This is a genomic window from Lysobacter sp. HDW10, from assembly GCF_011300685.1.
Lineage (GTDB): Bacteria > Pseudomonadota > Gammaproteobacteria > Xanthomonadales > Xanthomonadaceae > Solilutibacter.
Map to the genome: position 1 here is coordinate 2149751 of NZ_CP049864.1, position 21382 is coordinate 2171132.

A 21382-nucleotide genomic window follows, 5' to 3' on the forward strand; every position below is an offset into this window, starting at 1 on the left:
TTACCTGAGGGATGCAGTTTGCTGCGTACCCCCCGGATTCTTGCAGAAACGGGCGCGGTATTCCATGGCCTTGGGCATCAAGGCTTGCAATTCCTTGATACGCGTACCGGCGCTTGGGTGGGTCGACGAGAACTCAGGCTGTGCCTGACCACCGCTGACTTGGTCCATGCGCTGCCAAAGCGCGATGGATTCTTCGGGGTTGAAGCACGCGGCCGCGGCGAGCATTAAGCCGAACTCATCGGCTTGCGATTCTTGGTGACGTGCGAACGGCAGCTGCGACGTCACACCATAGGCGGAGAACACGGCCTGTTGCATGCTCGGGTCCATACCGCTCATGGCGCCCGCCATCGCACCAATTTGTTCGAGGCGTTGTTTCGCCATGCGTTGTGCGCCGTGACGCAACAAGGCATGCGAGATTTCATGTCCCATCACCACAGCCATGGCATCAGCGTTCTGCGCGACAGGAATCAAGCCCGTGTACACCGCCATTTTTCCGCCGGGTAAGCAGAACGCATTGACCTGATCTGATTTCAAGACAGCGACTTGCCAATCAAAGCTCTTTTCCACGTGCGCGGATTTTGCGTTGTGCTCTGCGGCGAGTGCATCAGACACCTGTGGGATGACTGCGACCAAGCGTTGCGCAATCGCGCTGACTTGTTGGCTCAGTTCCGAATTGGCGGGGAGTTGTTGTTCTTGTTGCAGCACTTCTTGGAATGCCTGCAAACCCATATTCGATTCTTGCTCGGCAGACAGGCTGCGGTCGATCAGAATCTTTTCGCCGGTTTCCGGTTGCACTTGGCGATTCGAGAAGTAGTAGTACGCGCCGTACATCAACATCAAAGCGACGATGATCAAACGCGGACTGATACCAAAGCCGCGACGACGCGGGTACTGACTGCCAGGATCGTTCTGCATGTATGAAACTCCTTGTCTCAAATATCTCGCGCAACCCGAAAGCCGGTTCGCGCATTGGTGATGTCATGGGCTTGTGCCATTCTCCACGCAGAACGATGCTGCGCGGGCGAACTGGCCCAAGACCCGCCCCTGATCACACGACTGCGGCAACCCGGATTGGTCCATGCAGACCCGTCCGCCGGTGCGCGCCGATAGCCCTGATGCCAGCAGTCGGATGTCCACTCGCTCACATTGCCTGCCATGTCGTGAAGGCCGAATGCATTGGCGCGGTATTGGCCGACCGGCGCAGGACCCCATTCACCGTCACGGTAATTGGGAAATGCGTTGGCCCAGCGTCGCCCTGAGGGTGAGACGTCGCCGTCGCCCGTCAGGTTGCCCAGCACCGATGTCGGCATCGCATTGCCCCATGGGAAACGTCCGGGATTGGTGGCGCGCAAGGCGTACTCGAATTCGGATTCGTGCGGCAGACGATAGGCGCGCCGTGTTTCCGTGCTGAGCCACGCGGCATAGGCTTCGGCATCGCGGACGTCGACATGTACGACCGGGTAATTTGCAGGTGCAGGCTTGCCGGCGTAGTCGTCGCGCCAAGTGACGCCGCTGCTGCGCGCGAAATTGCCGGTGCGTTCGTTATAGATAATGGAATGTCCGCGACGCTCTGCGCGCGATCTGAAGCCGGTGGCGCGTACGAACGCCGCGAATTCGCCGACGGTGACTTCATTGAGCGACATCGCAACGCCGCGTACGAAGTGAACGCGATGCGCGGGCATTTCTGAGGGTCGCGCATCCGGGTCATCTTTGCTCGCGCCCATCATCATCATGCCGATCGGTAAGACACGCATCTCCGGTGCAAACCCGCCGCTGCGCAGCGCTTCTTTGAACTGTTGGCCCATTTGGAAGCTGCCGTAAGCGCGCGCAGTATCAATTCTGCGTTGCAGCTCTGCGACGGAGCCATCCCCTTTCACCGCCAGTCTTTTCATTTCAGACAAGTTGGCTTGTGCACTGCTGATAGCGCCACGGGCGCCGGGATCTTGCAAATCAATCAATGCGTCGTTGTACAGGTCGATGACCTGTTGCATGCGTTGCTTTTCCAGTGCGCGCCATTGCGCGGCAATGTAGGGCTTGTTTTCAATGACCGCATCTGAAAACTGCATCCAGCGGGTGACGTTTTCATAGTCGCGGGCGGCAGACGCGCGCCATGCTCTTACTGCCAAGGCACGCTGCACACCGTGTAACCCTGCAATAGCACGGACATCGTTGGGTCGGTTTCGCAAGACTTCCTTGAAATCGACTTGTGCACCGATGTTCTGCTCGCCGAGTCGGTCGGTGGCGAGTTCTTTGTCGGCCAATAGCAATAGCGCTTCCAAGCGGTCCGAGGCATCGACGCGGGACAAGTACAACTGCGTTTCGGCGTCGTCGCGCGCTAGGGTTCTGAGGATGGCGGCGGCGAGGTGGGCTAAGCGATCCGCCTCGGGATCATTGTTGGCCAATGCTTTGAGTTGCGCGTCGCCTTCGACGATGACGGCATGCGCCACCTGTCGTCGCAGGGTTTCGAATGCTTCGCCTTGTGCGCCTGCCAAGCGCGCGGCGTACACATGTGCGGCGGCGCTTCGATCGCCTTCAAGCATCCGGCCTTCACGCAATGCCTTTTCTGCAAGCGCCATTTGCGCTTTAAAGGTGGGCTCGCCACTTGCGCGGGGCGCTTGCCAGTCCAGCGGAAATTCGGTGAGTTCGGAGGCGCTGACGCTGACCAAGCCTTCTCGCTCGGCACTTGTCGTATTCGTCGGTGCGTCATCGCGCACGCATGCCGTCAGTGCGAGCGCAATGAACGCACTGATGAGCTGAGTCTTCGAGAATTTCAACGTGACATTCCGCACATGGGGTATTGTCACGCAATGACTGTAGAAAGCGAAACGCCGACCTCGATCTGGGTCGATTCCCCTGAGATTCTCACCGCCCAACTCGCCCATATTCGCGGCGCCATCGGGATCGACACTGAATTTGTACGTGAACGGACGTTCTGGCCGAAGCTCGCCTTGGTGCAGATTGCGACCGAGGATGCGGTGCTGTTGGTGGACTCCAAAGTGCCAGGCATCAACGAGGCATTAGCGCCGCTGTTGTCCAATCCAGACATTCTCAAGATCATGCATGCGCCGGGCGAAGATTTCATCGCTTTCATCCATGGGTGTGGTTTGGCGCCGTATCCGGTGTTCGATACGCAGCTGGCCGCGACCTTGGTCGGCTTGGGGCACGGCATGGGCTACGCGCGATTGATGCAGGCCTTGTTCGAAATCGACATCGACAAAGGTGAGACGCGATCAGATTGGATGCGACGTCCGTTGAGTGCATCGCAGTTGAAGTATGCAGTGGAAGACGTGCGCTATTTGCATGAGGCACACCGCGTTCTGTCTGAGCAGCTCGACACGCTCGGCCGCAGCGAATGGATGCAGCAGGAAAGTGAGGCCTACTTTGCTTCGCAATCAGTCGATGCACCGGAGCGCTGGGCGCATATGGGTGCGCGTGCCGGGCAACGCATGGACCGTGCGGGTCAAACACGATTGTTGCGCCTGATGCGTTGGCGTGAAGCACGGGCACGTGCGCGTGATTTGCCGAAAAACTGGGTGCTGCCGGTTGAAGCGGCCATCGACTTGGCCGAAGCCGATGCGCAAACCGAAGAAGTGGTGAACCAGATCTTGCTGAAGCATCCACGTGCGCCGCGTAATTTGGCCGCTGCGATGCTAACCGCGATGCACACCGTGGGCGAAGACGAAGACAACATGCCCTTATTGATCGACGACCGCGATCGCGACAAATCCAGAGTGCGTGCGTGGCAAAGCAAGGTCACACAAATCGCTAATGAACTTGGCGTCGACGAGGGTGTCATCGCTTCGCGCAAAATCATTCAAGCCTATTTGGATGCGGGCGAATGGCCGGAGTCGGTCACCGCGTGGCGCAAGTCGCGCTTGGATGCCGGTGCACCGCCTGCATGAAAACGCGTGCGCTCATTCTCTCTGGCGTCATCGTGCTTGCCCTGGGCTGCACACACGTACGCCCCAACGCCGAAACCGCCGCAAACGTCCCCGCATCCGTCCCTGCGCCATACACGCTCGCAGACATCAAAGCCCCCGTCCCCGCACGCAACGGCAGCGCCGACCTGCAAGTCCCCGGCGTCACCGCCCCCATGCTCACCGCCGACTATTGGATAGCGCAACTGGACGACCCAAACAAAACCCTGCACACACCCGAAGAAATCGCGCGCCTAAACGCAAACACCTACACCCAAGCCGCCAACCTCTACGCCCTCGATGCCCTACCCCCCACCCTCCCCGGCGCCGTAGTCCAAAACGCCATCACCCAACTAGCCAAAGCCGCAAAACCCACCCTAATAAACGCCCACGGCAAATTAACGGTGACAGGTACAGTTAATTCGGAATTAACGGTACCTGTCACCGTTAATGTTCGGTGGGGGACGGTGGTTAGTCGGGCGGATTTGCGGGCGGTGCCTTCGGATGTGCGGGCTTATAGCAAGGCTGAGGATATTGAGATCAATATTGATCGGCTGCAGGAGTCGGCGGTTTTCCCGGGGTGGGCGGTTGCGATTTTGCATACCAGTGCCGATGGGCAGTGGTACTTTGTGAACGCTTATAACTATCGGGCTTGGGTTAAGGCGGATGCGATTCGGGTGGTCGATAAGGAAGCGGCGTTAGCACGCAACGCGGCCGTTCAACCCACACCGCTGCCCTATACGCGCGCCAACATCTTGCGAACGGCGTTTCGCTATTTGGGCGAGGCCTATGGCTGGGGCCACGCGAGAGGTACGCGTGATTGCAGTGGGTTTGTTTCTGAGGTGTATGCGGCGGTGGGCATTGTGATGCCACGGAATACAGGCGACCAACGCGATATCCCGAACTTTCATGCCACGCGGTTCACAGCGAAGAGTACGCACGCTGAGCGAATGCAAGCGATCAACGCTGCATTACCCGGCGACCTCATTTTCATTCCGGGTCACGTGATGATGGTGCTGGGCCGTTGGAATGGCTTGACCTACGTAATTCATGACACGCCGGGTGTGCGCATTGCGAATCATGCATTGCCGCTTTACGGTGTCTCCGTGACACCGCTAGAGACGCTCGAGCCGCTCTCAGGCAGTGTAGGCACGCGGTATATCGACATGATTCAGGCGATTACGCGACCGTACAAATAAATACGGCCCCAAAAGGGGCCGTGTGCAATCTGGCGGAAACGGAGGGATTCGAACCCTCGATGGAGCTTTTGACCCCATACTCCCTTAGCAGGGGAGCCCCTTCGGCCTCTCGGGCACGTTTCCGGGATGTGAGCAGCGATGCTGTCAGTCGGCAAGGATAGCCGCTTGACGCAAAAGAATCAAAAAGTTTGTGCGCTTAGGTCTCGCTCGCGGGCTCGGTCGATTCGCCCGGCTCGTCGTCGTGGCGGATCTTTTGGAAGATCTCTTCCCGATGCACGGCGACGTCTTTCGGCGCGGTAATGCCGACGCGCACTTGATTGCCCTTCACGGCCAACACCGTCACGGTGACTGATTCGCCAATCATCAAGGTTTCGCCAACCCGGCGCGTCAGAATCAACATTGGTACTTCTCCATGTCCATTGGCGGGGTCCCTCCCGATTGAACGCCCATACTATCCAAGAATCCCAAGCGGCTCAAAATTTTGAGCCTTTCGGTTCACGCACCAGCTTGACTTGCGACCCAGGCCGGGACCGCCGCGAGCACTTCTGCCGCGTTCGGCAAATCATCTGCCCCACCCTGCGCCATGTCTGCGCGTCCACCGCCGCGGCCACCCAACTGACCTGCGACGTGTCCGAGCAATTTACCGGCATTCACTGACCTCTGTGCGTCACCTGAGACACCCGCCACCATGGCCAACTTGCCTTGGCCGTCAGCGCCTGCCAACAAGATCACGGCATTTTGAAGTTGGGACTTCAGGCGATCGACGGCGTCACGCAGCGCCTTCGCATCCAGGCCTTCCATGCGTGCCGCAACAACCTTGATGCCTTGGATATCGACGGCCGTGCCGGCAAGATCTGCGGTGGCATTGCCGGCGGCTTTCGCCTTCAACGCATCGAATTCTTTTTGCAACTGCTTTTGCTGTGCGATCAGCGCTTTCAATTTGTCGCCCGATTCACGCGCATTGCCGCCGAGTTGGCTTGCCAAGTCTTCCAAGCGTTGCTCGAACTCTTCGACGAGATCCAACGCATCTTGACCCGTCACTGCTTCAACGCGCCTGACGCCTGCGGACACACCGCCTTCCGAAACAATCTTGAACAAGCCGATATCACCTGTGCGCCGCACGTGTGTGCCGCCGCAGAGTTCGATTGAACCTTGACCAAACTTCAGCACCCGCACGTGCTCGCCGTATTTCTCGCCGAACAAGGCCATTGCACCGAAATCCAATGCCTCTTGCATGCCCATGTTGTGGACTTCGCCTTCGTGGTTCGCTCGAATCTCATCATTGACGCGGCGTTCGATCTCGCGAATCTGTGCGCGTGTCATCGGCTCGAAATGCGAGAAGTCGAAACGAAGGCGATCGGGCGCAACCAGCGAACCCTTTTGTTGCACATGCGTGCCCAAGACCTCGCGCAAAGCCGCGTGCAACAGGTGCGTCGCGCTGTGATTGAGAATGGTGGCGCGACGGCGTGTTTCATTGACGAAAGCACTGACGCGATCGCCGACACGCAGCGTGCCATCCGACAAGCTGCCGATATGGGCGTGGAATTGACCTGCGATCTTCTTCGTATCGGTGACATCGAAACGAATACCTTCGCCTTCGAGCATGCCTGCGTCACCGACCTGGCCACCTGATTCGCCATAGAACGGTGTCGAATCGAGCAGGACCACGGCGGTTTGACCTGTTGAGATCGATTGCACGGGTAGATTGTCAACGAGCAATGCCACCACTTGCGCACCTTCACCGGCAAGCGTTTCGTAGCCCGTGAATTGCGTCGGTGAAAGTTGTGCGACCAACTCTGCCGGCATGCTGAGACCGCCACCGAATTTGCCTGCGGCACGGGCGGTGTCTTTCTGCTGGTTCATCGCGACATTGAAACCGTCGGTGTCCACCTGCATGTTGCGCTCGCGCGCCATGTCTTGGGTGAGATCGAGCGGGAAGCCGTAGGTGTCATACAAACGGAATGCATCCACACCCGGAATGGTTTCCGGATGTTGATCGGCCAGATCATTGAAGATGCGCATGCCCGCATCCAAGGTCTGCGCGAACCGCTCTTCTTCTGCAAGCAATGCGCGTGAGATCAGTTCTTTTTGCGTGCGCAAGACCGGATAGGCCTCGCCCATCAGCGCGTCCAGGGTGTCAACCAACTTATGGAAGAACGATTCGCGCACACCGAGCATCCAACCGTGACGCAATGCACGGCGAATAATCCGGCGCAAGACATAACCGCGACCTTCGTTGCTCGGCAAGACGCCATCAGCGATTAAGAAGCTCGATGCACGAATGTGGTCCGCAATCACACGAAGTGATTTGTTATCGAGATCCGACGTGTGCGTGAGCGCTGCGGCTTTCGCGATCAGTGCCTTGAAGAGGTCGATCTCGTAGTTGCTATGAACGTGCTGCAAAACGGCAGTGATGCGCTCCAAACCCATACCCGTATCCACACAGGGTGCGGGCAAGGGTGTCAGCGTGCCATCGGCTGCGCGATCAAACTGCATGAACACGTTGTTCCAGATTTCGATGAAGCGATCACCGTCTTCATCCGGAGAACCCGGCGGACCACCGGCGTAAGTTTCGCCGTGGTCGTAAAAGATTTCAGTGCACGGACCGCACGGCCCGGTGTCTGCCATTTGCCAAAAATTGTCGGACGCAAACGGTGCACCTTTGTTATCGCCGATGCGAATGATGCGATCTTCCGGCAAGCCGACCACATCGCGCCAAATGGCAAAGGATTCGTCATCGGTGTGATAGACCGTGGCGAGCAGTCGCTCTTTCGGCAACTTCCAAACGACCGTCAGCAACTCCCACGCCCACTCGATGGCTTCTTTCTTGAAGTAATCGCCAAACGACCAGTTGCCCAACATCTCAAAGAAGGTGTGATGTCGCGCGGTGTAGCCCACCTGGTCCAAATCGTTGTGCTTGCCACCGGCGCGCAGACAACGCTGCACGTCAGCTGCGCGTACATAACTGCGCTTCTCCGCGCCCAAGAAGACGTCTTTGAACTGCACCATGCCGGAGTTCGTAAAGAGCAAGGTCGGGTCGTTGCCCGGCACGAGACTGGCGGATGGAACGATGGTGTGACCGCGCTCGGCAAAGAACTCGAGAAATTCGCGGCGGATATCAGCAGTGGTCTTCATAAAATACGGGGCAGCGGACAACAGTCGGCGGGAAAACCACTAGGTTATCAGGCTGAATGCGTCGCCGTACCGTATTTGGATTCAGTATTCGTCTTCAAAATCACATTTCAGCGCGGCGCGGACGTGGTCCATGCTGAACCCGCGACGCAGCAGGTGGTCTGCGGCTTTCCGCTGAGCGGCCCGATCTTGCTCGAATGCCGATGGGAAGCGTCTACGGATATGCTCATGCGCCAAAGCGGACCAAGAGGTCTCGACAGTCTCTAGAGCGCTGGAAATGGCAGATGCGCTGAGTGCATGCAGCTTAAGCTCTGCCTTGATTCGAAGCGGGCCGTAGCCACTGGACACTTTGCTTCGAACCCATTGTTCAGCAAAACGCGCGTCGTCTTGCCAGCCGGCCTCCGTCAACTTCTCGACCGTCGCTTGCGCGTCTGCGCTGCTCACCCCTTTGTACTCAAGCTTTTGCTTGAGCTCTTTCTTGGAGTGTTCACGCCGAACCAGCAGCACCAAGGCGCGCTGGGTCGGCGTCAACTCCGGTCTTTGCCGGCGCGGGCGCGAGGAGTTGCCCGACACCGGCAAGCCGGTATCTTGCTCAGGCTTCTGCGTCATCCTTCGCGTCACGCGGTGCTTCTTCAGGCACTAATTTTTCGCGGAGCGCAGCTTCAAGCTGCTGCGCAATGGCCGGATTGTCTTTCAGGTACTGACGTGCATTTTCTTTACCTTGGCCAATGCGCTCGCTGCCGTAGCTGTACCACGCACCGGCCTTATCAACCAGCTTGGCTTCCACAGCCATATCGATGATTTCGCCTTCACGCGAAATACCTTCGCCATAAAGGATTTCCGTCACGACTTGCTTGAACGGCGGTGCCAATTTGTTCTTAACGACCTTGATGCGCGTTTGGTTGCCGATGATTTCATCGCCCTTCTTGATCGCGCCGATACGACGAATATCCAAGCGAACCGATGCATAGAACTTCAACGCGTTACCACCCGTCGTCACTTCCGGGCTTTGGCCCGGCATCATGATGCCGATCTTCATACGCAGCTGATTGATGAAGACCACCAAGCAGTTGCTGCGCTTGATGTTGCCCGTGAGCTTACGCAGGGCTTGGCTCATCAAACGCGCTTGCAGACCCGGCAATTGGTCGCCCATTTCACCTTCGATTTCAGCGCGCGGGGTCAGTGCTGCCACGGAGTCCACGACCACGATATCCACGGCGTTCGAACGCACCAACATGTCGGCGATTTCCAAGGCTTGCTCGCCTGTGTCGGGCTGCGACAACAGCAAGTCATCCAGATTCACGCCCAGCTTTTGTGCATAAATCGGATCAAGCGCGTGCTCTGCGTCGATAAAGGCTGCCGTACCACCTGCCTTTTGGCATTCTGCGATGGCTTGCAGGGTCAACGTGGTTTTACCCGACGATTCCGGTCCATAGATTTCAACAACACGGCCCTTCGGCAAACCACCAATGCCAAGTGCGATATCGAGCATCAGCGAACCGGTACCGATGGTTTCAACGGCTTCTGCATTACGGTCGCCCATACGCATGACCGAACCTTTGCCAAACTGCTTCTCAATCTGACTCAGTGCCGCCGCCAAGGCGCGTTGCTTGTTGTCTTCCATGTTTACTTCCTCGCTGATTCGAATGTTTGATTCGTGTTGGATACAGTCTCGGATGCGCCCGTCGCACACATTGCGACGCCGCACAAACCGTCTGAAAAATAATTACTGACACCCACACGGACGGCTATCGGTGTGTTGCCCGAACCTCGGTGGGAAAAAGACGCTTTCATCGATTGGGGCGCACCAAACCGCAATACAAGCCTTCAATCGCGAACTCTTGCCCGGGCATCACTTCGATCGGTGCGTAGTCCGGATTACGTGGCAACAGGCGAATGCGTTCACCCGTATTTTTGAAGAGCTTGACGGTGATTTCTTCGTCGATGCGCGCGACAACAATCTGACCGTTGCGCGCATCTGCCGTGCGATGCACACCAATCAGGTCGCCATCGAAGATGCCCTCGTCACGCATGGAGTCACCTTTCACCTTCAAGAGGTAATCGGGCTTGGGCGAGAAGAACACCCGATCGACCACCACGAAACTATCGCTGTGTGCATCGATGTCCGCACCTATCGGCAAGCCAGCGGCAACCTGCCCCAACACCGGCAATCGAACGAAGTCATCGTTTGCAGCCGGTGCCAAGGCGAAAGACGCTTGCACCGACTTCGGCGCTTGCAGGATACGCAGCCCGCGCGCCTTGCCAGGCATGCGCTCAATGGCACCGGCCGCTTCCAGCGCCTCTAGGTGGTATTGGGCCGCGCGGACACCCTTGAAACCAAAAGCACGGGCGATTTCTGTTTGCGCGGGCGGCATGCCCTCAAGCTCAATGCGCTCGGCAATGAACTCGAGAATGGCGTTTTGGGTGTCGGTGAGCTTCATGTGAGTAGTAATACTACTAACAGGCCCAGCCCGCAAGCATTTTTTGCAAAAAGGCCGCTAAGGCCTATTCGGTCGGCTTTTGGTCCAGCTCAACCCCAACGCCGGCCAAGGCGGCAGCCACCGTTTGGCGCCGAACGGCCTCGCGATCGCCTTCAAATTGGAACCGCTCGGCGCGCGCATAGCCGCCGCGACGCTTCCAACCAATCCACACCGTGCCCACGGGCTTGTCAGCGCTACCGCCGCCAGGGCCGGCCACGCCGGTCACAGCCACAGCGATACTCGCGCCTGAGTTGACCACGGCACCTGACACCATTTCGATCACGCATTCGCGGCTGACAGCACCGAATTCCTCTAAGGTCTGCGGGCGCACGCGCAGCAGGGCCTGCTTTGCTTCGTAGCTATAGGCCACCATGCCGCAATCAAACCATGAGGAAGACCCGGCCACCGACGTCACCACTTTGGCGATCCAACCCCCGGTGCAACTTTCGGCGGTCGCCAAACGTTGATGCTGTGCAAGCATTTTTGCTCCGACTTGACTGGCAAGTGCTTCGAGCGCTGAGTCGTCCATAGTGCCTTCTGACCGAATGCGAACACTGAGTTTAGAGCAAGTGTCACCTCACCGGGCATCGTAAAATGCCTGTGAAACATCGCAATATGAAACGCTCATTTTGGCGAACTTGAACACGAACCCGGAAAATCCGCGAGACATGGATGTGAAAGACAGTTCGAAGAATGAACGCGGTGCCGACGGTCATACGCCTTTGATGAAGCAATTCTTCGCTGCCAAAGCGGAGTTTCCAGACGTGCTGTTGTTTTTCCGCATGGGCGATTTCTACGAGTTGTTCTACGACGACGCGCGCAAAGCAGCGGCACTGCTCGACATCACTTTGACCAAACGCGGCAGTAGCGCTGGTGAGCCCATCCCGATGTGCGGTGTGCCTGCGCACGCGTATGAAGGCTACTTGGCACGCTTGGTCGCGTTGGGAGAATCTGTCGCCATTTGCGAACAAATTGGCGATCCCGCCACGTCGAAAGGTATTGTCGAACGCAAGGTCGTGCGTGTGGTCACGCCAGGCACTTTGACAGACGAAGCATTGCTCGACGATCGTCGCGACAACATTTTGTTAGCGATTTCTCGCGGTAAGCACGGATTCGGACTCGCGTGGGCCGATGTGTCTGCAGGCCGCATGCTGGCGAACGAAGTGGCAGACGAAGACGCATTGGAGGCCGAAGTCGCGCGCTTGTCTCCTGCCGAAACGCTCATTGCGGACGACGATGCCTACCCCGCTTTCATTGAACAACTGAAAGGTGTGCGAAAACGTGCGCCTTGGCTGTTCGACTCAGACGCGGGCCAACGCAAGTTGGAGCAGTTCTTCAAAGTGCAGGATCTATCTGCATTCGGCATTCAAAACCAAGCGTTGGCGATTGCGGCCGCAGGCGCCCTACTCGGCTATGTCGAAGAAACGCAAAAACAACAGCTCCCCCACCTCACACACATCGCCACCGAACCGACCAGCGAATCCATCACGCTCAATGCCGCAACGCGCCGGCATCTTGAATTGGATACACGCGTCGATGGCGACATCAGACACACACTTTTGGGCGTACTCGACTCGACGCGCTCACCGATGGGCGGCCGTTTGCTGCGTCGTTGGCTACAACGGCCGTTGCGTGATCAGTCCATTTTGAATCTGCGCCTGCAAGCCGTCGAAGCATTGTTGCAATCGAATGCGGTCGAAGATCTCCGTGATGTCCTACGTGGTTTGGGCGACATGGAACGGATTCTTTCGCGTGTGGCATTGCGCAGTGCGCGACCGCGCGATCTTTCGACATTGCGCGATGGCCTGACATTGGCGCCGCAACTTCAGCAAACACTGTCGCGCATTGAATCGCCGATGCTGGCTTCGCTCGCTGCGGAACTGGGCGGGCATGCTGACACGCAGGCACTGCTGCAACGTGCGGTTGTCGAACACCCACCGATGCTCGCACGCGATGGCGGCGTCATCGCTGAAGGCTTTGATGCAGAACTTGATGAACTGCGCCGTTTGTCGACCCATGCCGATCAATTCTTAGTGGACTTGGAACTGCGCGAACGCGAGGCCAGTGGCATTGCCAATTTGAAAGTCGGTTACAACCGCGTGCACGGCTACTACATCGAAATCAGCAAAGGACAAATTGATCGCGCGCCCACGCATTACACGCGTCGTCAGACCCTGGCCAATGCAGAGCGTTATATCACCGAAGAATTGAAATCCTTCGAAGACAAAGTGTTGTCTGCGCGTGACCGTTCACTGAGCCGCGAGAATGCGTTGTATGCCGAACTGGTTGAGTCGCTCAACGTTGAACTCGAAGCGCTGAAGCGATGCGCCACGGCACTCGCGACACTCGATGTATTGACGGGCTTTGCCGAGCGCGCCGATGCACTGGATTGGCGCAAGCCCACCTTAAGCGCAGAAAACGTCTTGAAAATCGACGCAGGTCGCCACCCGGTTGTTGAAGCGGTGCGCGCCGCGCCGTTCACACCGAATGACGTCAACTTGGATGACGCACATCGCATGTTGGTCATTACCGGCCCGAACATGGGCGGCAAGAGCACCTATATGCGACAAACGGCGTTGATTGTTTTGCTTGCGCATATCGGGAGTTTTGTCCCCGCTGCCGCTGCGACGCTCGGCCCCATTGATCGCATTTTGACGCGCATCGGCGCGGGCGATGATTTGGCGAAGGGTCAATCGACCTTCATGGTTGAGATGACCGAAACCAGCTACATCCTGCACCATGCGACTGAGCATTCATTGGTGTTAATGGATGAGATTGGTCGCGGCACGAGCACCTATGACGGTTTGGCATTGGCTCACGCCTGCGCGCGTCATCTTGCAGAACACAATCGAAGCCATACGTTATTCGCGACGCATTATTTTGAACTCACCGCATTGGCAACACCCGGCAGCGGCATTGAAAACGTGCATCTCGATGCGGTCGAACACGGCGAAACCTTGGTCTTCATGCATCGCGTTAAGCCCGGTCCTGCGGATCGCAGTTATGGCTTGCAAGTGGCGAGCCTCGCCGGGATGCCACGCACGGTGATTCGCGATGCGCGCGCACATTTGGCCGAACTTGAAGCGCATGCACAGGCACATGGCACTGCGCCACAAGCGCCGATGACACCGGAGCGCTTGGACGCGCCACAACAAATTGGTTTGTTTTCGCCCGCAAGCGCCGCATTGGATGCCTTGCAATCCATCGACCCAGATGAGCTGACACCCAAACAGGCGCTTGAGGCACTGTACCGGCTGAAGTCGCTGACCTGAGCGCGGGCATAACGTTCTCTTAAGCGAATTCGGCGCATGATAGGCGGCGCGGGGGGCGCACCGCTTTTTCCATTCATTGGGCTTGACTATCAATGATGGAGAAACAATCGATTTCTCTTTTATCTGTGCGACAGGCACAGTGGTTTTTCACACAGGAGAGCGTCATGAGCCAGAACGATCCGAAAGCCTACAAATCTGCAGCCTCGCCCGCGGCGTCTGCAGCCTTGCAGAAGAAGCTGTCACGCACGCCTGAGGTCAAACATGGCGAATGCCCTGTGACACGATTGACCACCAATGCCGGCGCACCGGTGGCCGAAAACCAAAACAGTCTCACAGCGGGACCTCGCGGTCCGCTGTTGGCGCAAGACCTGTGGTTGAATGAGAAACTCGCGAACTTCGTTCGTGAAGTGATTCCCGAGCGTCGCATGCATGCCAAGGGCTCTGGTGCATTCGGCACGTTTACGGTGACAAACGACATCACGAAATACACGCGCGCTGCGATCTTTTCAAAAGTCGGCAAGAAAACTGAAATGTTTGCACGCTTCACCACGGTGGCCGGCGAACGCGGTGCCGCAGATGCAGAGCGCGACATCCGCGGTTTTGCGTTGAAGTTCTACACCGAGGAAGGCAACTGGGACATGGTGGGTAACAACACACCCGTGTTCTTTATTCGTGACCCGCGCAAATTCCCTGACCTCAATAAAGTCGTGAAGCGCGACCCGCGCACGAATCTCCGCAGCGCAACGAATAACTGGGATTGGTGGACACTGCTCCCCGAAGCGCTGCACCAGGTCACGATCGTGATGAGTGACCGCGGCATTCCCCGCACCTACCGTCACATGCACGGTTTCTCGTCACACACCTATAGCTTCTGGAACACAGGCGGTGAACGTTTCTGGGTCAAGATGCACTTCATCAGTCAACAAGGCCTCGAACATTTGACCGACGCGCAAGCGACTGAATTGGTCGGCCATGACCGTGAAAGTCATCAACGTGATTTGTACGAGTCGATTGAACAAGGCAATTTCCCGAAGTGGAAAATGTTTGTGCAGATCATGCCGGAAGCGGATGCAGAGACCTATCGCATCCACCCGTTCGATCTCACCAAGGTCTGGCCGAAATCGGACTACCCGTTGATTGAAGTCGGCGAGTTCGAACTCAACAAGAATCCTGAAAACTTCCACGCCGATGTCGAGCAAAGTGCATTCGCACCGAGCAACTTGGTGCCGGGCATCGGTGCTTCACCGGATCGCATGTTGCAAGCGCGCTTGTTCAACTACGCGGATGCGCAGCGCTACCGTTTGGGCGTGAACTTCCATCAGACTCCAGTGAACAAAGCGCGCTGCCCTGTGCATAGCAATCACCGGGATGGGTTGGGTCGCGCCGATGGCAACTACGGCGGTATCCCCCACTACGAACCGAATAGTTTTGGTCAGTGGCAAGAGCAACCGGAATTCCGCGAGCCGCCTTTGAAGATCAATGGCGATGCAGATTTCTGGAACTACCGCGAAGACGATGATGATTACTACAGTCAACCGGGCGCCCTGTTCCGCCTGATGAATGCAGATCAACAACAGCGTTTGTTTGAGAACACGGCGCGCGCGATGGGCGATGCGCCCGACTTCATCAAGCAACGCCACGTCGACAATTGCAGCAAAGCTGACCCAGCGTATGGTGCAGGCGTTGCAGCGGCACTCAAGCGAATCGCAGAAGCCGGCCATACCGGCGAGCCGTGGACGTATCCGGGTGCTTCACCGGGTGGCGAAGACGTAGAGCTCTGACTTCAGCGCCACGCACATCGGTGTACTCTTTTGGCTGATAGCTTGAGAAACACGCTATCAGCCTTTTCTTTTGGAGTCGTTTGACATGAGCATGATTGAAGATATTTTGCAGCAGATGCAGGGCGCACCCACGCAACAAGTCGCGGGCCAACTCGGCGTCAACGACAACCAAGCAAGTCAAGCCATCGCGGCCGCGCTGCCCATGCTGATTGGTGCGCTGGGAAAGAACGCGCAAGGCAATGGTGCGAATGCATTGTTCGGCGCATTGGGTAATCACCAACAATCGCTGGGTGGTGGTGGCGGCATGGGCGATTTGTTAGGTGCTGTGCTGGGCGGAATGGGCCAGCAGCAACCTTCAGGCTCTGCCATCAATGGTGCCGGCATTCTTGGCCATATTTTTGGTGGCCAACAAGATCAAGCCGCATCGCAACTTGGCAAAGCGACGGGCATGGATAGCGACCGGATGCAGATGCTCATGCAAATTCTGGCGCCCATCGTGATGGCGTATCTGTCGCGCAAAGTGTTCTCGCCAGGTGTTGAGTCGAGCCCGCAAGGTGTCTCGCAAGTGCTGAGTCAGGAACAAAATAGCGCAGGCGGTGGCTTGCTTGGTTCCATCTTGGGCGGTGCCGACGGCAAAGTGGATATCGGTGATGTTTTCCGCATTGGTGGATCGGTCTTGGGTGGCAAACGCTAAGCTTTCGACACCACGCGTTTAAATAAAAAGCCCGGCACTCGCCGGGCTTTTTTTACAGTGCATCGATGTCACCCAACGCGCGAATCAATCGCCGTGCACGCTTGTCAGGCTTTGTATCCGGTGGTGAATATCCTGCGCGCGCAGCGGCGGCTTTCTCACGCGTTTCGCGTCGTGCCTGAATCGACGCTTCGCTTTCTGTGTAGAGCTGCTGCGCCACGGATGCGGCGCCACGCTTTTCACTCACGCCGTTGACGAACACATCAAAGATCTCTTCACCGCGGTGAATCTTTAGCTGTGTGCCCGCGCGTACTTCACGCGAAGGTTTCGGACGCGCGCCATCGACTTCGACTTTGCCATGTTCAATCGCTGCTTTGGCCAAGGCACGCGTCTTGAAAAAACGTGCAGCCCACAGCCAGATATCCAAGCGAACCGCTGGCTGTATGGGTGAATCAGTGGCAGGAGAAAGTTTCAATCGGCTCCAATGCAAACGGCCACCCTGAGGTGGCCGTCGAATGCAATGCACTGTGCGGAATTATTCCGCAGCGGCAGCTTCTTCCGCGGCCTTGGCGGCCTTGGCTTCTGCTTTATGCTTGGCAACAGCGGCCAGATCTTCGCGAATACGTGCTGCGCGGCCTTCGAGACCACGGAGGTAGTACAGCTTGGCAGCGCGAACGTCACCACGACGCTTCACGACAACCGAGTCGATGATCGGGCTGTGGGTTTGGAACACGCGTTCCACGCCGTAGCCGTGAGAAATCTTGCGGACCGTGAACGCAGCATTGAGGCCGCCGTTCTTGATACCGATGACAACGCCTTCGTAGGCTTGAACGCGTTCGCGGTTGCCTTCTTTGACCTTGACGTTGACGATCACTGTATCGCCGGGACCGAATTCCGGAAGTTTGCGCGTTTGTTGCGCGACTTCGAATTCGTTGATGAGGTTGTGCAGGGAGGGCTTGCTCATGGTGACACCGTATTCTGTCGTTGTTCTTGGATGTCGCGCGGCGACCTGCCTAACGCGAAGCTGGACATTGTACATCGTTTTTTTGCAGAAAGTCGAACCGATGGGGCTTTTATTCGTCCCAGAGGCCTGATTCCTTTAGGAATTTCCGGTCTTTATCGGACAACTCGGCCGATTCCAGCAAATCAGGGCGCCGAAGGGCCGTTCTTTCAAGGGATTGCGCCCGACGCCAGCGGGCAATTTCCGCGTGGTTACCGGACAAGAGCACCGGCGGCACCTCGCCCAGTGCGTGCTGGACCGGCTTTGAATAATGCGGGCAGTCGAGCAGTCCGTTCTCAAAGCTGTCTTGCTCGGCGGAATCGGCGTCGTTCAGCGCACCCGGCTGCAGACGCGCCACGGTATCGATGATGACCGCCGCACCCAGCTCACCACCGGATAAGACGTAATCACCGATCGAGATTTCCTCGTCGACGCGTGCGGCAATAAAGCGCTCGTCCACACCTTCGTATCGACCGCATAACAACACCAATCGTGCGCGCGTTGAAAGCTCGCGTGCCTTCGCTTGGGTTAACGGCGCACCTTGCGGGCTCAGGTAAATCACATGCGGAGGTGTGTCGTCGTCTTTCTTCAAGGCTTCAAACGTCGCCTCGAGCGGGTCGATCAACATCACCATGCCGGGGCCACCACCAAAGGTACGATCATCGACTTTGCGGTAGTTGCCTTCCGCATAATCCCTTGGATTCCAGCTTGAAATGGACAGCAGACCGCGCTCGACGGCACGGCCTGTGACACCAAATGCCGTGCATTCGGCGACAAATTCGGGGAACAAACTGACCACGTCGATACGCATGTCAGTCCTTAGAAATCCGCGTCCCAATCGACGGTAATTCGACGTGTTTCAAAGTTCACGTCAGTGACGTATTCCGGTGTCTTGAACGGCAACCAGCGTTCGCGTTCACCTTCTACCACCATGACGTCATTGGCGCCGGTGGATGTGAGATATGCGACGCGACCGAAATGCACGCCTTCCAGGTTGTACACATCCAAGCCTTCGAGATCGACCCAGTAGTACTCGCCGGGTGCCGGCGGCGGTAATGAAGAACGCGGTGTGTAAATCAAAGCGCCACGCAATGCATCAGCGGCTTCTTTGGCATCGACGCCTTCCATTGCGACGGTCAAGCCTTTCCCTGCAGGTTTGCCACGCAAGTTGTGCAATTCGCGCGTGCGCCCTGCGGCATCGACCATGATCAGCGGCGCATACTTCAGCAACGCGGTTTCAGGATCGGTGAAGGATTCCACGCGCAGTTCGCCACGAACGCCAAAAGCGCCATGCACCTTGCCTAGCAAGATGCGGCGCTCTTGATTTTGCGAATCAGTTGCCATGGCTACGCCCTGCGCAGCCGCGCAATCAGGCGGCCGGCGCCTGAGTCTTCAGCGCTTCTTTGTACAGATTGCCGACTTTGTCGGTGAACTGTGCGCCGTTTGCGACCCAGTAGTTGACGCGGTCAATGTTCATTTCGACGCGCTTTTCTTGGCCTTGTGCGACCGGGTTGAAGTAACCCACGCGTTCGATGTTGCGACCGTCACGGGCGCTGCGGCTGTCGGTGACGATGATGTGGTAGAACGGACGCTTCTTGGCGCCACCGCGGGTAAGGCGAATCTTGACCATTGTGTTTTCTCTGTGTTGCCCAGCTGCCGGGATGGCAGGGTAAGCCGACAAGTTTAATACATTCAACGACTTGTGGAAAGTCGCAGCCTCGGGTTTTGTCAGATGGGCTGTAACGGATGGCTTTCGACGGCCAATTGCAGCAGCTCCAAGGCCTCCAGGCCTTCATCGAACGGGTAGCTATCGATCAGGGCAATGGGGCGAATGCCGCTGGAATTGATCGCGAAGGCGCCCAAATAGGCCCCGAGCTCCGGCAACGCCAAGGTCCCGAACTCTTGCTTTTTGCGCTCCATCACCTCGGACGTACTGATGAGCTGTGCAGTCACGCTGTCGAGTGAGAGTGTCACAGGCCAGAACAATGTGTCGCCGTCAAAGCAGACGAAACTCCACGTAGGCCCTTCGCTGATGTTCATCGCAGCATCGACAAAAATCGCATCGTCGTAACCAAGCGATTGTGCCGACCGACGCGCCATGAACTGCGAAAACATGCCGCAGTGTTTGATCTCAGGATTTTGTCGCGTGAAGCGCGTGGACTTCAATCGCAAAGGCGTGGATGCGGGTGCACGCGCTGGCGTAACTGACACCAACAAGTCATTGCCGCGTGCTTCCAGCGGACGTGCAAAGTCGAAGTCGGCGTCATAGCACGTGACGCGCACCGATGCATCAATCAGCCCTTCTGCATCGAGTGCCGCATGAATCGCATCACGTACGCGAATTTCATCCAGCACGGTGCCAAACACTTCCAATTGCGCTGCGCGCAGCCGATCCATATGCAGATCAAAACCGCGCACGCATTTGCCACGCACTTGAAAGCTCGTGAAGTGGCCGAAATTATTCAGCGCGAGTGCGCGCGTGCCTTTTAAGTCAGGTGACTCAGGGTGCATGTGCGCACTCAACGAAACGGCATGCCGCCCATACCGCCGCCCATCATCCCTTTCAGGCCGCGCATCATGCCCTTGCCGCCACCGCGACCGAGCTTGCCCATCATTTTTTCCATCTGCTGATATTGCTTCATCAGACGGTTGATATCGGCAGGCTGCATGCCTGAACCTTTAGCAATGCGCGCGCGACGTGAGCCGTTCAAAAGATCCGGATTACGACGTTCTTTTTTCGTCATCGAATTGATGATCGCAATCATGCGCGGCACTTCTTTGCCCGAGACTTGGCTCTTCACCGAATCGGGGATTTGGCCCATGCCCGGCAACTTGTCCATGAGACCGGCCAAACCGCCCATGCTTTGCATTTGCTCGAGTTGGTCGCGCATGTCGTTCAAATCGAACTTCTTGCCCTTCGAGACTTTTTCGGCCAGTTTTTCGGCCTTTTCGCGATCGACGTTGGCTTCAACTTGTTCGACCAAGGACAGCACGTCGCCCATGTCGAGAATGCGGCTAGCAATACGATCCGGGTGGAACACATCCAAGCCGTCGGGCTTTTCGCCGACACCCATGAACTTGATCGGCTTACCTGTGATGTAACGCACCGACAAGGCCGCACCACCGCGCGCATCGCCGTCCGTTTTGGTCAGCACGACACCGGTGAGTGGCAAGGCTTCGCTGAATGCTTTTGCTGTGACCGCGGCATCTTGACCGGTCATCGCATCCACGACGAACAAAGTTTCAACCGGCGTAACGGCCGCATGCAAGGCTTTGATCTCGGCCATCATCGCTTCGTCGATGGCGAGGCGACCTGCGGTATCGACGATCAATACATCGGCAAAGGATTTCTTCGCGTCATCAATCGCGGCACGGACGATGTCGACGGGATTTTGAGTCGACTCCGACGGAAAGAACAACGCACCGGTTTGTCCGGCCAAGGTCTTGAGCTGCTCGATGGCAGCAGGACGATAAACGTCAGCACTGACCACCATCACTTTCTTCTTGCGCTTGTCTTTCAGATGCTTCGCAAGTTTGCCGACGGTGGTGGTCTTACCCGCACCTTGCAAGCCGGCCATCAAAATGACGGCCGGTGCTGGCACGTTCAAATTCAGATCCGAGGCTTGCGCACCCATGACATTGGTGAGTTCGTCGCGCACGACCTTAATCAGCGCTTGGCCAGGCGTTAGCGACTTCATCACCTCTTGGCCCACGGCGCGCACTTTCACGCGTTGGATCAAGGCCTGCACGACCGGCAAGGCAACGTCGGCTTCGAGCAGCGCAATGCGCACTTCGCGCAAGGCTTCCGTGATGTTGGATTCGGTCAGACGACCACGACCGCGAATACGGTTGATGGTGCCCGACAGGCGTTCGGAAAGAGATTCAAACATGGGCGCGAGGCACTGAAGTA

The 21382-nt window shown here is 57.3% G+C and carries 20 protein-coding genes and 1 tRNA gene; 5 read left to right on the plus strand and 16 right to left on the minus strand.

Annotation, left to right across the window (positions count from 1 at the left end):
* Together G7069_RS10455 and G7069_RS10460 are read right to left on the minus strand one after the other, a co-directional pair.
* A complete protein-coding gene (locus G7069_RS10455; RefSeq protein ID WP_166297301.1) occupies positions 1-915 on the minus strand; it encodes a M48 family metallopeptidase in 915 nt (304 codons plus the stop codon).
* 17 nt (positions 916-932) lie between these two features.
* Complete coding sequence (locus G7069_RS10460; protein ID WP_166297303.1) at positions 933-2774, minus strand: formylglycine-generating enzyme family protein; 1842 nt, start codon at positions 2772-2774, stop codon at positions 933-935.
* A 33-nt stretch (positions 2775-2807) separates the two neighbouring features.
* On the opposite strand from G7069_RS10460, the gene G7069_RS10465 reads away from it, so the two are divergent.
* The gene (locus G7069_RS10465; RefSeq protein WP_166297305.1) at positions 2808-3902 is read left to right on the plus strand and encodes an HRDC domain-containing protein; all 1095 of its coding nucleotides are present in this window, start codon (positions 2808-2810) and stop codon (positions 3900-3902) included.
* The gene (locus G7069_RS10470; protein WP_166297307.1) at positions 3899-5116 is read left to right on the plus strand and encodes an SH3 domain-containing protein; all 1218 of its coding nucleotides are present in this window, start codon (positions 3899-3901) and stop codon (positions 5114-5116) included. The genes G7069_RS10465 and G7069_RS10470 overlap by 4 nt, the downstream gene beginning before the upstream one ends.
* A 30-nt stretch (positions 5117-5146) precedes the next feature.
* Here G7069_RS10470 and G7069_RS10475 read toward each other — a convergent pair.
* From G7069_RS10475 to G7069_RS10505, 7 genes are all read right to left on the minus strand, one after another.
* Positions 5147-5239, minus strand: a tRNA-Ser gene (locus tag G7069_RS10475).
* Between the two features lie 73 nt (positions 5240-5312).
* On the minus strand, positions 5313-5516 hold the full coding sequence (gene csrA / locus G7069_RS10480) for a carbon storage regulator CsrA (RefSeq protein WP_166297309.1): 204 nt from the start codon (positions 5514-5516) through the stop codon (positions 5313-5315).
* A 95-nt stretch (positions 5517-5611) separates the two neighbouring features.
* Positions 5612-8251 (minus strand): alanine--tRNA ligase, encoded by a 2640-nt coding sequence (gene alaS, locus G7069_RS10485; protein WP_166297311.1) that lies wholly within the window; start codon positions 8249-8251, stop codon positions 5612-5614.
* A gap of 81 nt (positions 8252-8332) precedes the next feature.
* Positions 8333-8857 (minus strand): regulatory protein RecX, encoded by a 525-nt coding sequence (locus G7069_RS10490; RefSeq protein ID WP_166297313.1) that lies wholly within the window; start codon positions 8855-8857, stop codon positions 8333-8335.
* Positions 8841-9872, minus strand: a complete 1032-nt coding sequence (recA, locus tag G7069_RS10495; RefSeq protein ID WP_166297315.1) for a recombinase RecA — start codon at positions 9870-9872, stop codon at positions 8841-8843. Before recA ends, G7069_RS10490 begins: the two co-directional genes overlap by 17 nt.
* Before the next feature lie 166 nt (positions 9873-10038).
* Positions 10039-10689, minus strand: a complete 651-nt coding sequence (gene lexA, locus G7069_RS10500; RefSeq protein WP_166297317.1) for a transcriptional repressor LexA — start codon at positions 10687-10689, stop codon at positions 10039-10041.
* A gap of 64 nt (positions 10690-10753) precedes the next feature.
* Positions 10754-11257 (minus strand): CinA family protein, encoded by a 504-nt coding sequence (locus G7069_RS10505; protein ID WP_166297319.1) that lies wholly within the window; start codon positions 11255-11257, stop codon positions 10754-10756.
* A 139-nt stretch (positions 11258-11396) separates the two neighbouring features.
* On the opposite strand from G7069_RS10505, the gene mutS reads away from it, so the two are divergent.
* From mutS to G7069_RS10520, 3 genes are all read left to right on the plus strand, one after another.
* On the plus strand, positions 11397-14000 hold the full coding sequence (mutS, locus tag G7069_RS10510; protein ID WP_166297737.1) for a DNA mismatch repair protein MutS: 2604 nt from the start codon (positions 11397-11399) through the stop codon (positions 13998-14000).
* A gap of 236 nt (positions 14001-14236) precedes the next feature.
* Entirely contained in the window at positions 14237-15781 is a 1545-nt protein-coding gene (locus tag G7069_RS10515) for a catalase (protein WP_240912678.1), read from the plus strand.
* An 85-nt stretch (positions 15782-15866) separates the two neighbouring features.
* Complete coding sequence (locus tag G7069_RS10520) at positions 15867-16475, plus strand: DUF937 domain-containing protein (protein ID WP_166297323.1); 609 nt, start codon at positions 15867-15869, stop codon at positions 16473-16475.
* A 52-nt stretch (positions 16476-16527) separates the two neighbouring features.
* On the opposite strand, the gene G7069_RS10525 is transcribed toward G7069_RS10520, so the two are convergent.
* From G7069_RS10525 to ffh, 7 genes are all read right to left on the minus strand, one after another.
* The gene (locus tag G7069_RS10525; protein ID WP_166297325.1) at positions 16528-16947 is read right to left on the minus strand and encodes a S4 domain-containing protein; all 420 of its coding nucleotides are present in this window, start codon (positions 16945-16947) and stop codon (positions 16528-16530) included.
* 60 nt (positions 16948-17007) lie between these two features.
* A complete protein-coding gene (gene rplS / locus G7069_RS10530; RefSeq protein ID WP_166297327.1) occupies positions 17008-17436 on the minus strand; it encodes a 50S ribosomal protein L19 in 429 nt (142 codons plus the stop codon).
* Positions 17437-17545: 109 nt separating this feature from the next.
* The gene (gene trmD / locus G7069_RS10535; RefSeq protein ID WP_166297329.1) at positions 17546-18283 is read right to left on the minus strand and encodes a tRNA (guanosine(37)-N1)-methyltransferase TrmD; all 738 of its coding nucleotides are present in this window, start codon (positions 18281-18283) and stop codon (positions 17546-17548) included.
* Positions 18284-18291: 8 nt separating this feature from the next.
* Positions 18292-18816, minus strand: a complete 525-nt coding sequence (gene rimM, locus G7069_RS10540) for a ribosome maturation factor RimM (RefSeq protein ID WP_166297331.1) — start codon at positions 18814-18816, stop codon at positions 18292-18294.
* A 25-nt stretch (positions 18817-18841) separates the two neighbouring features.
* Positions 18842-19102 carry a 30S ribosomal protein S16 gene (rpsP, locus tag G7069_RS10545; protein ID WP_166297333.1) on the minus strand — a complete coding sequence of 87 codons (261 nt, stop codon included), beginning with the start codon at positions 19100-19102 and terminating at the stop codon, positions 18842-18844.
* Positions 19103-19200: 98 nt separating this feature from the next.
* Positions 19201-19983 (minus strand): aminotransferase class IV, encoded by a 783-nt coding sequence (locus G7069_RS10550; RefSeq protein ID WP_166297335.1) that lies wholly within the window; start codon positions 19981-19983, stop codon positions 19201-19203.
* Between the two features lie 8 nt (positions 19984-19991).
* Entirely contained in the window at positions 19992-21362 is a 1371-nt protein-coding gene (gene ffh / locus G7069_RS10555) for a signal recognition particle protein (protein WP_166297337.1), read from the minus strand.
* Positions 21363-21382: the final 20 nt, after the last annotated feature.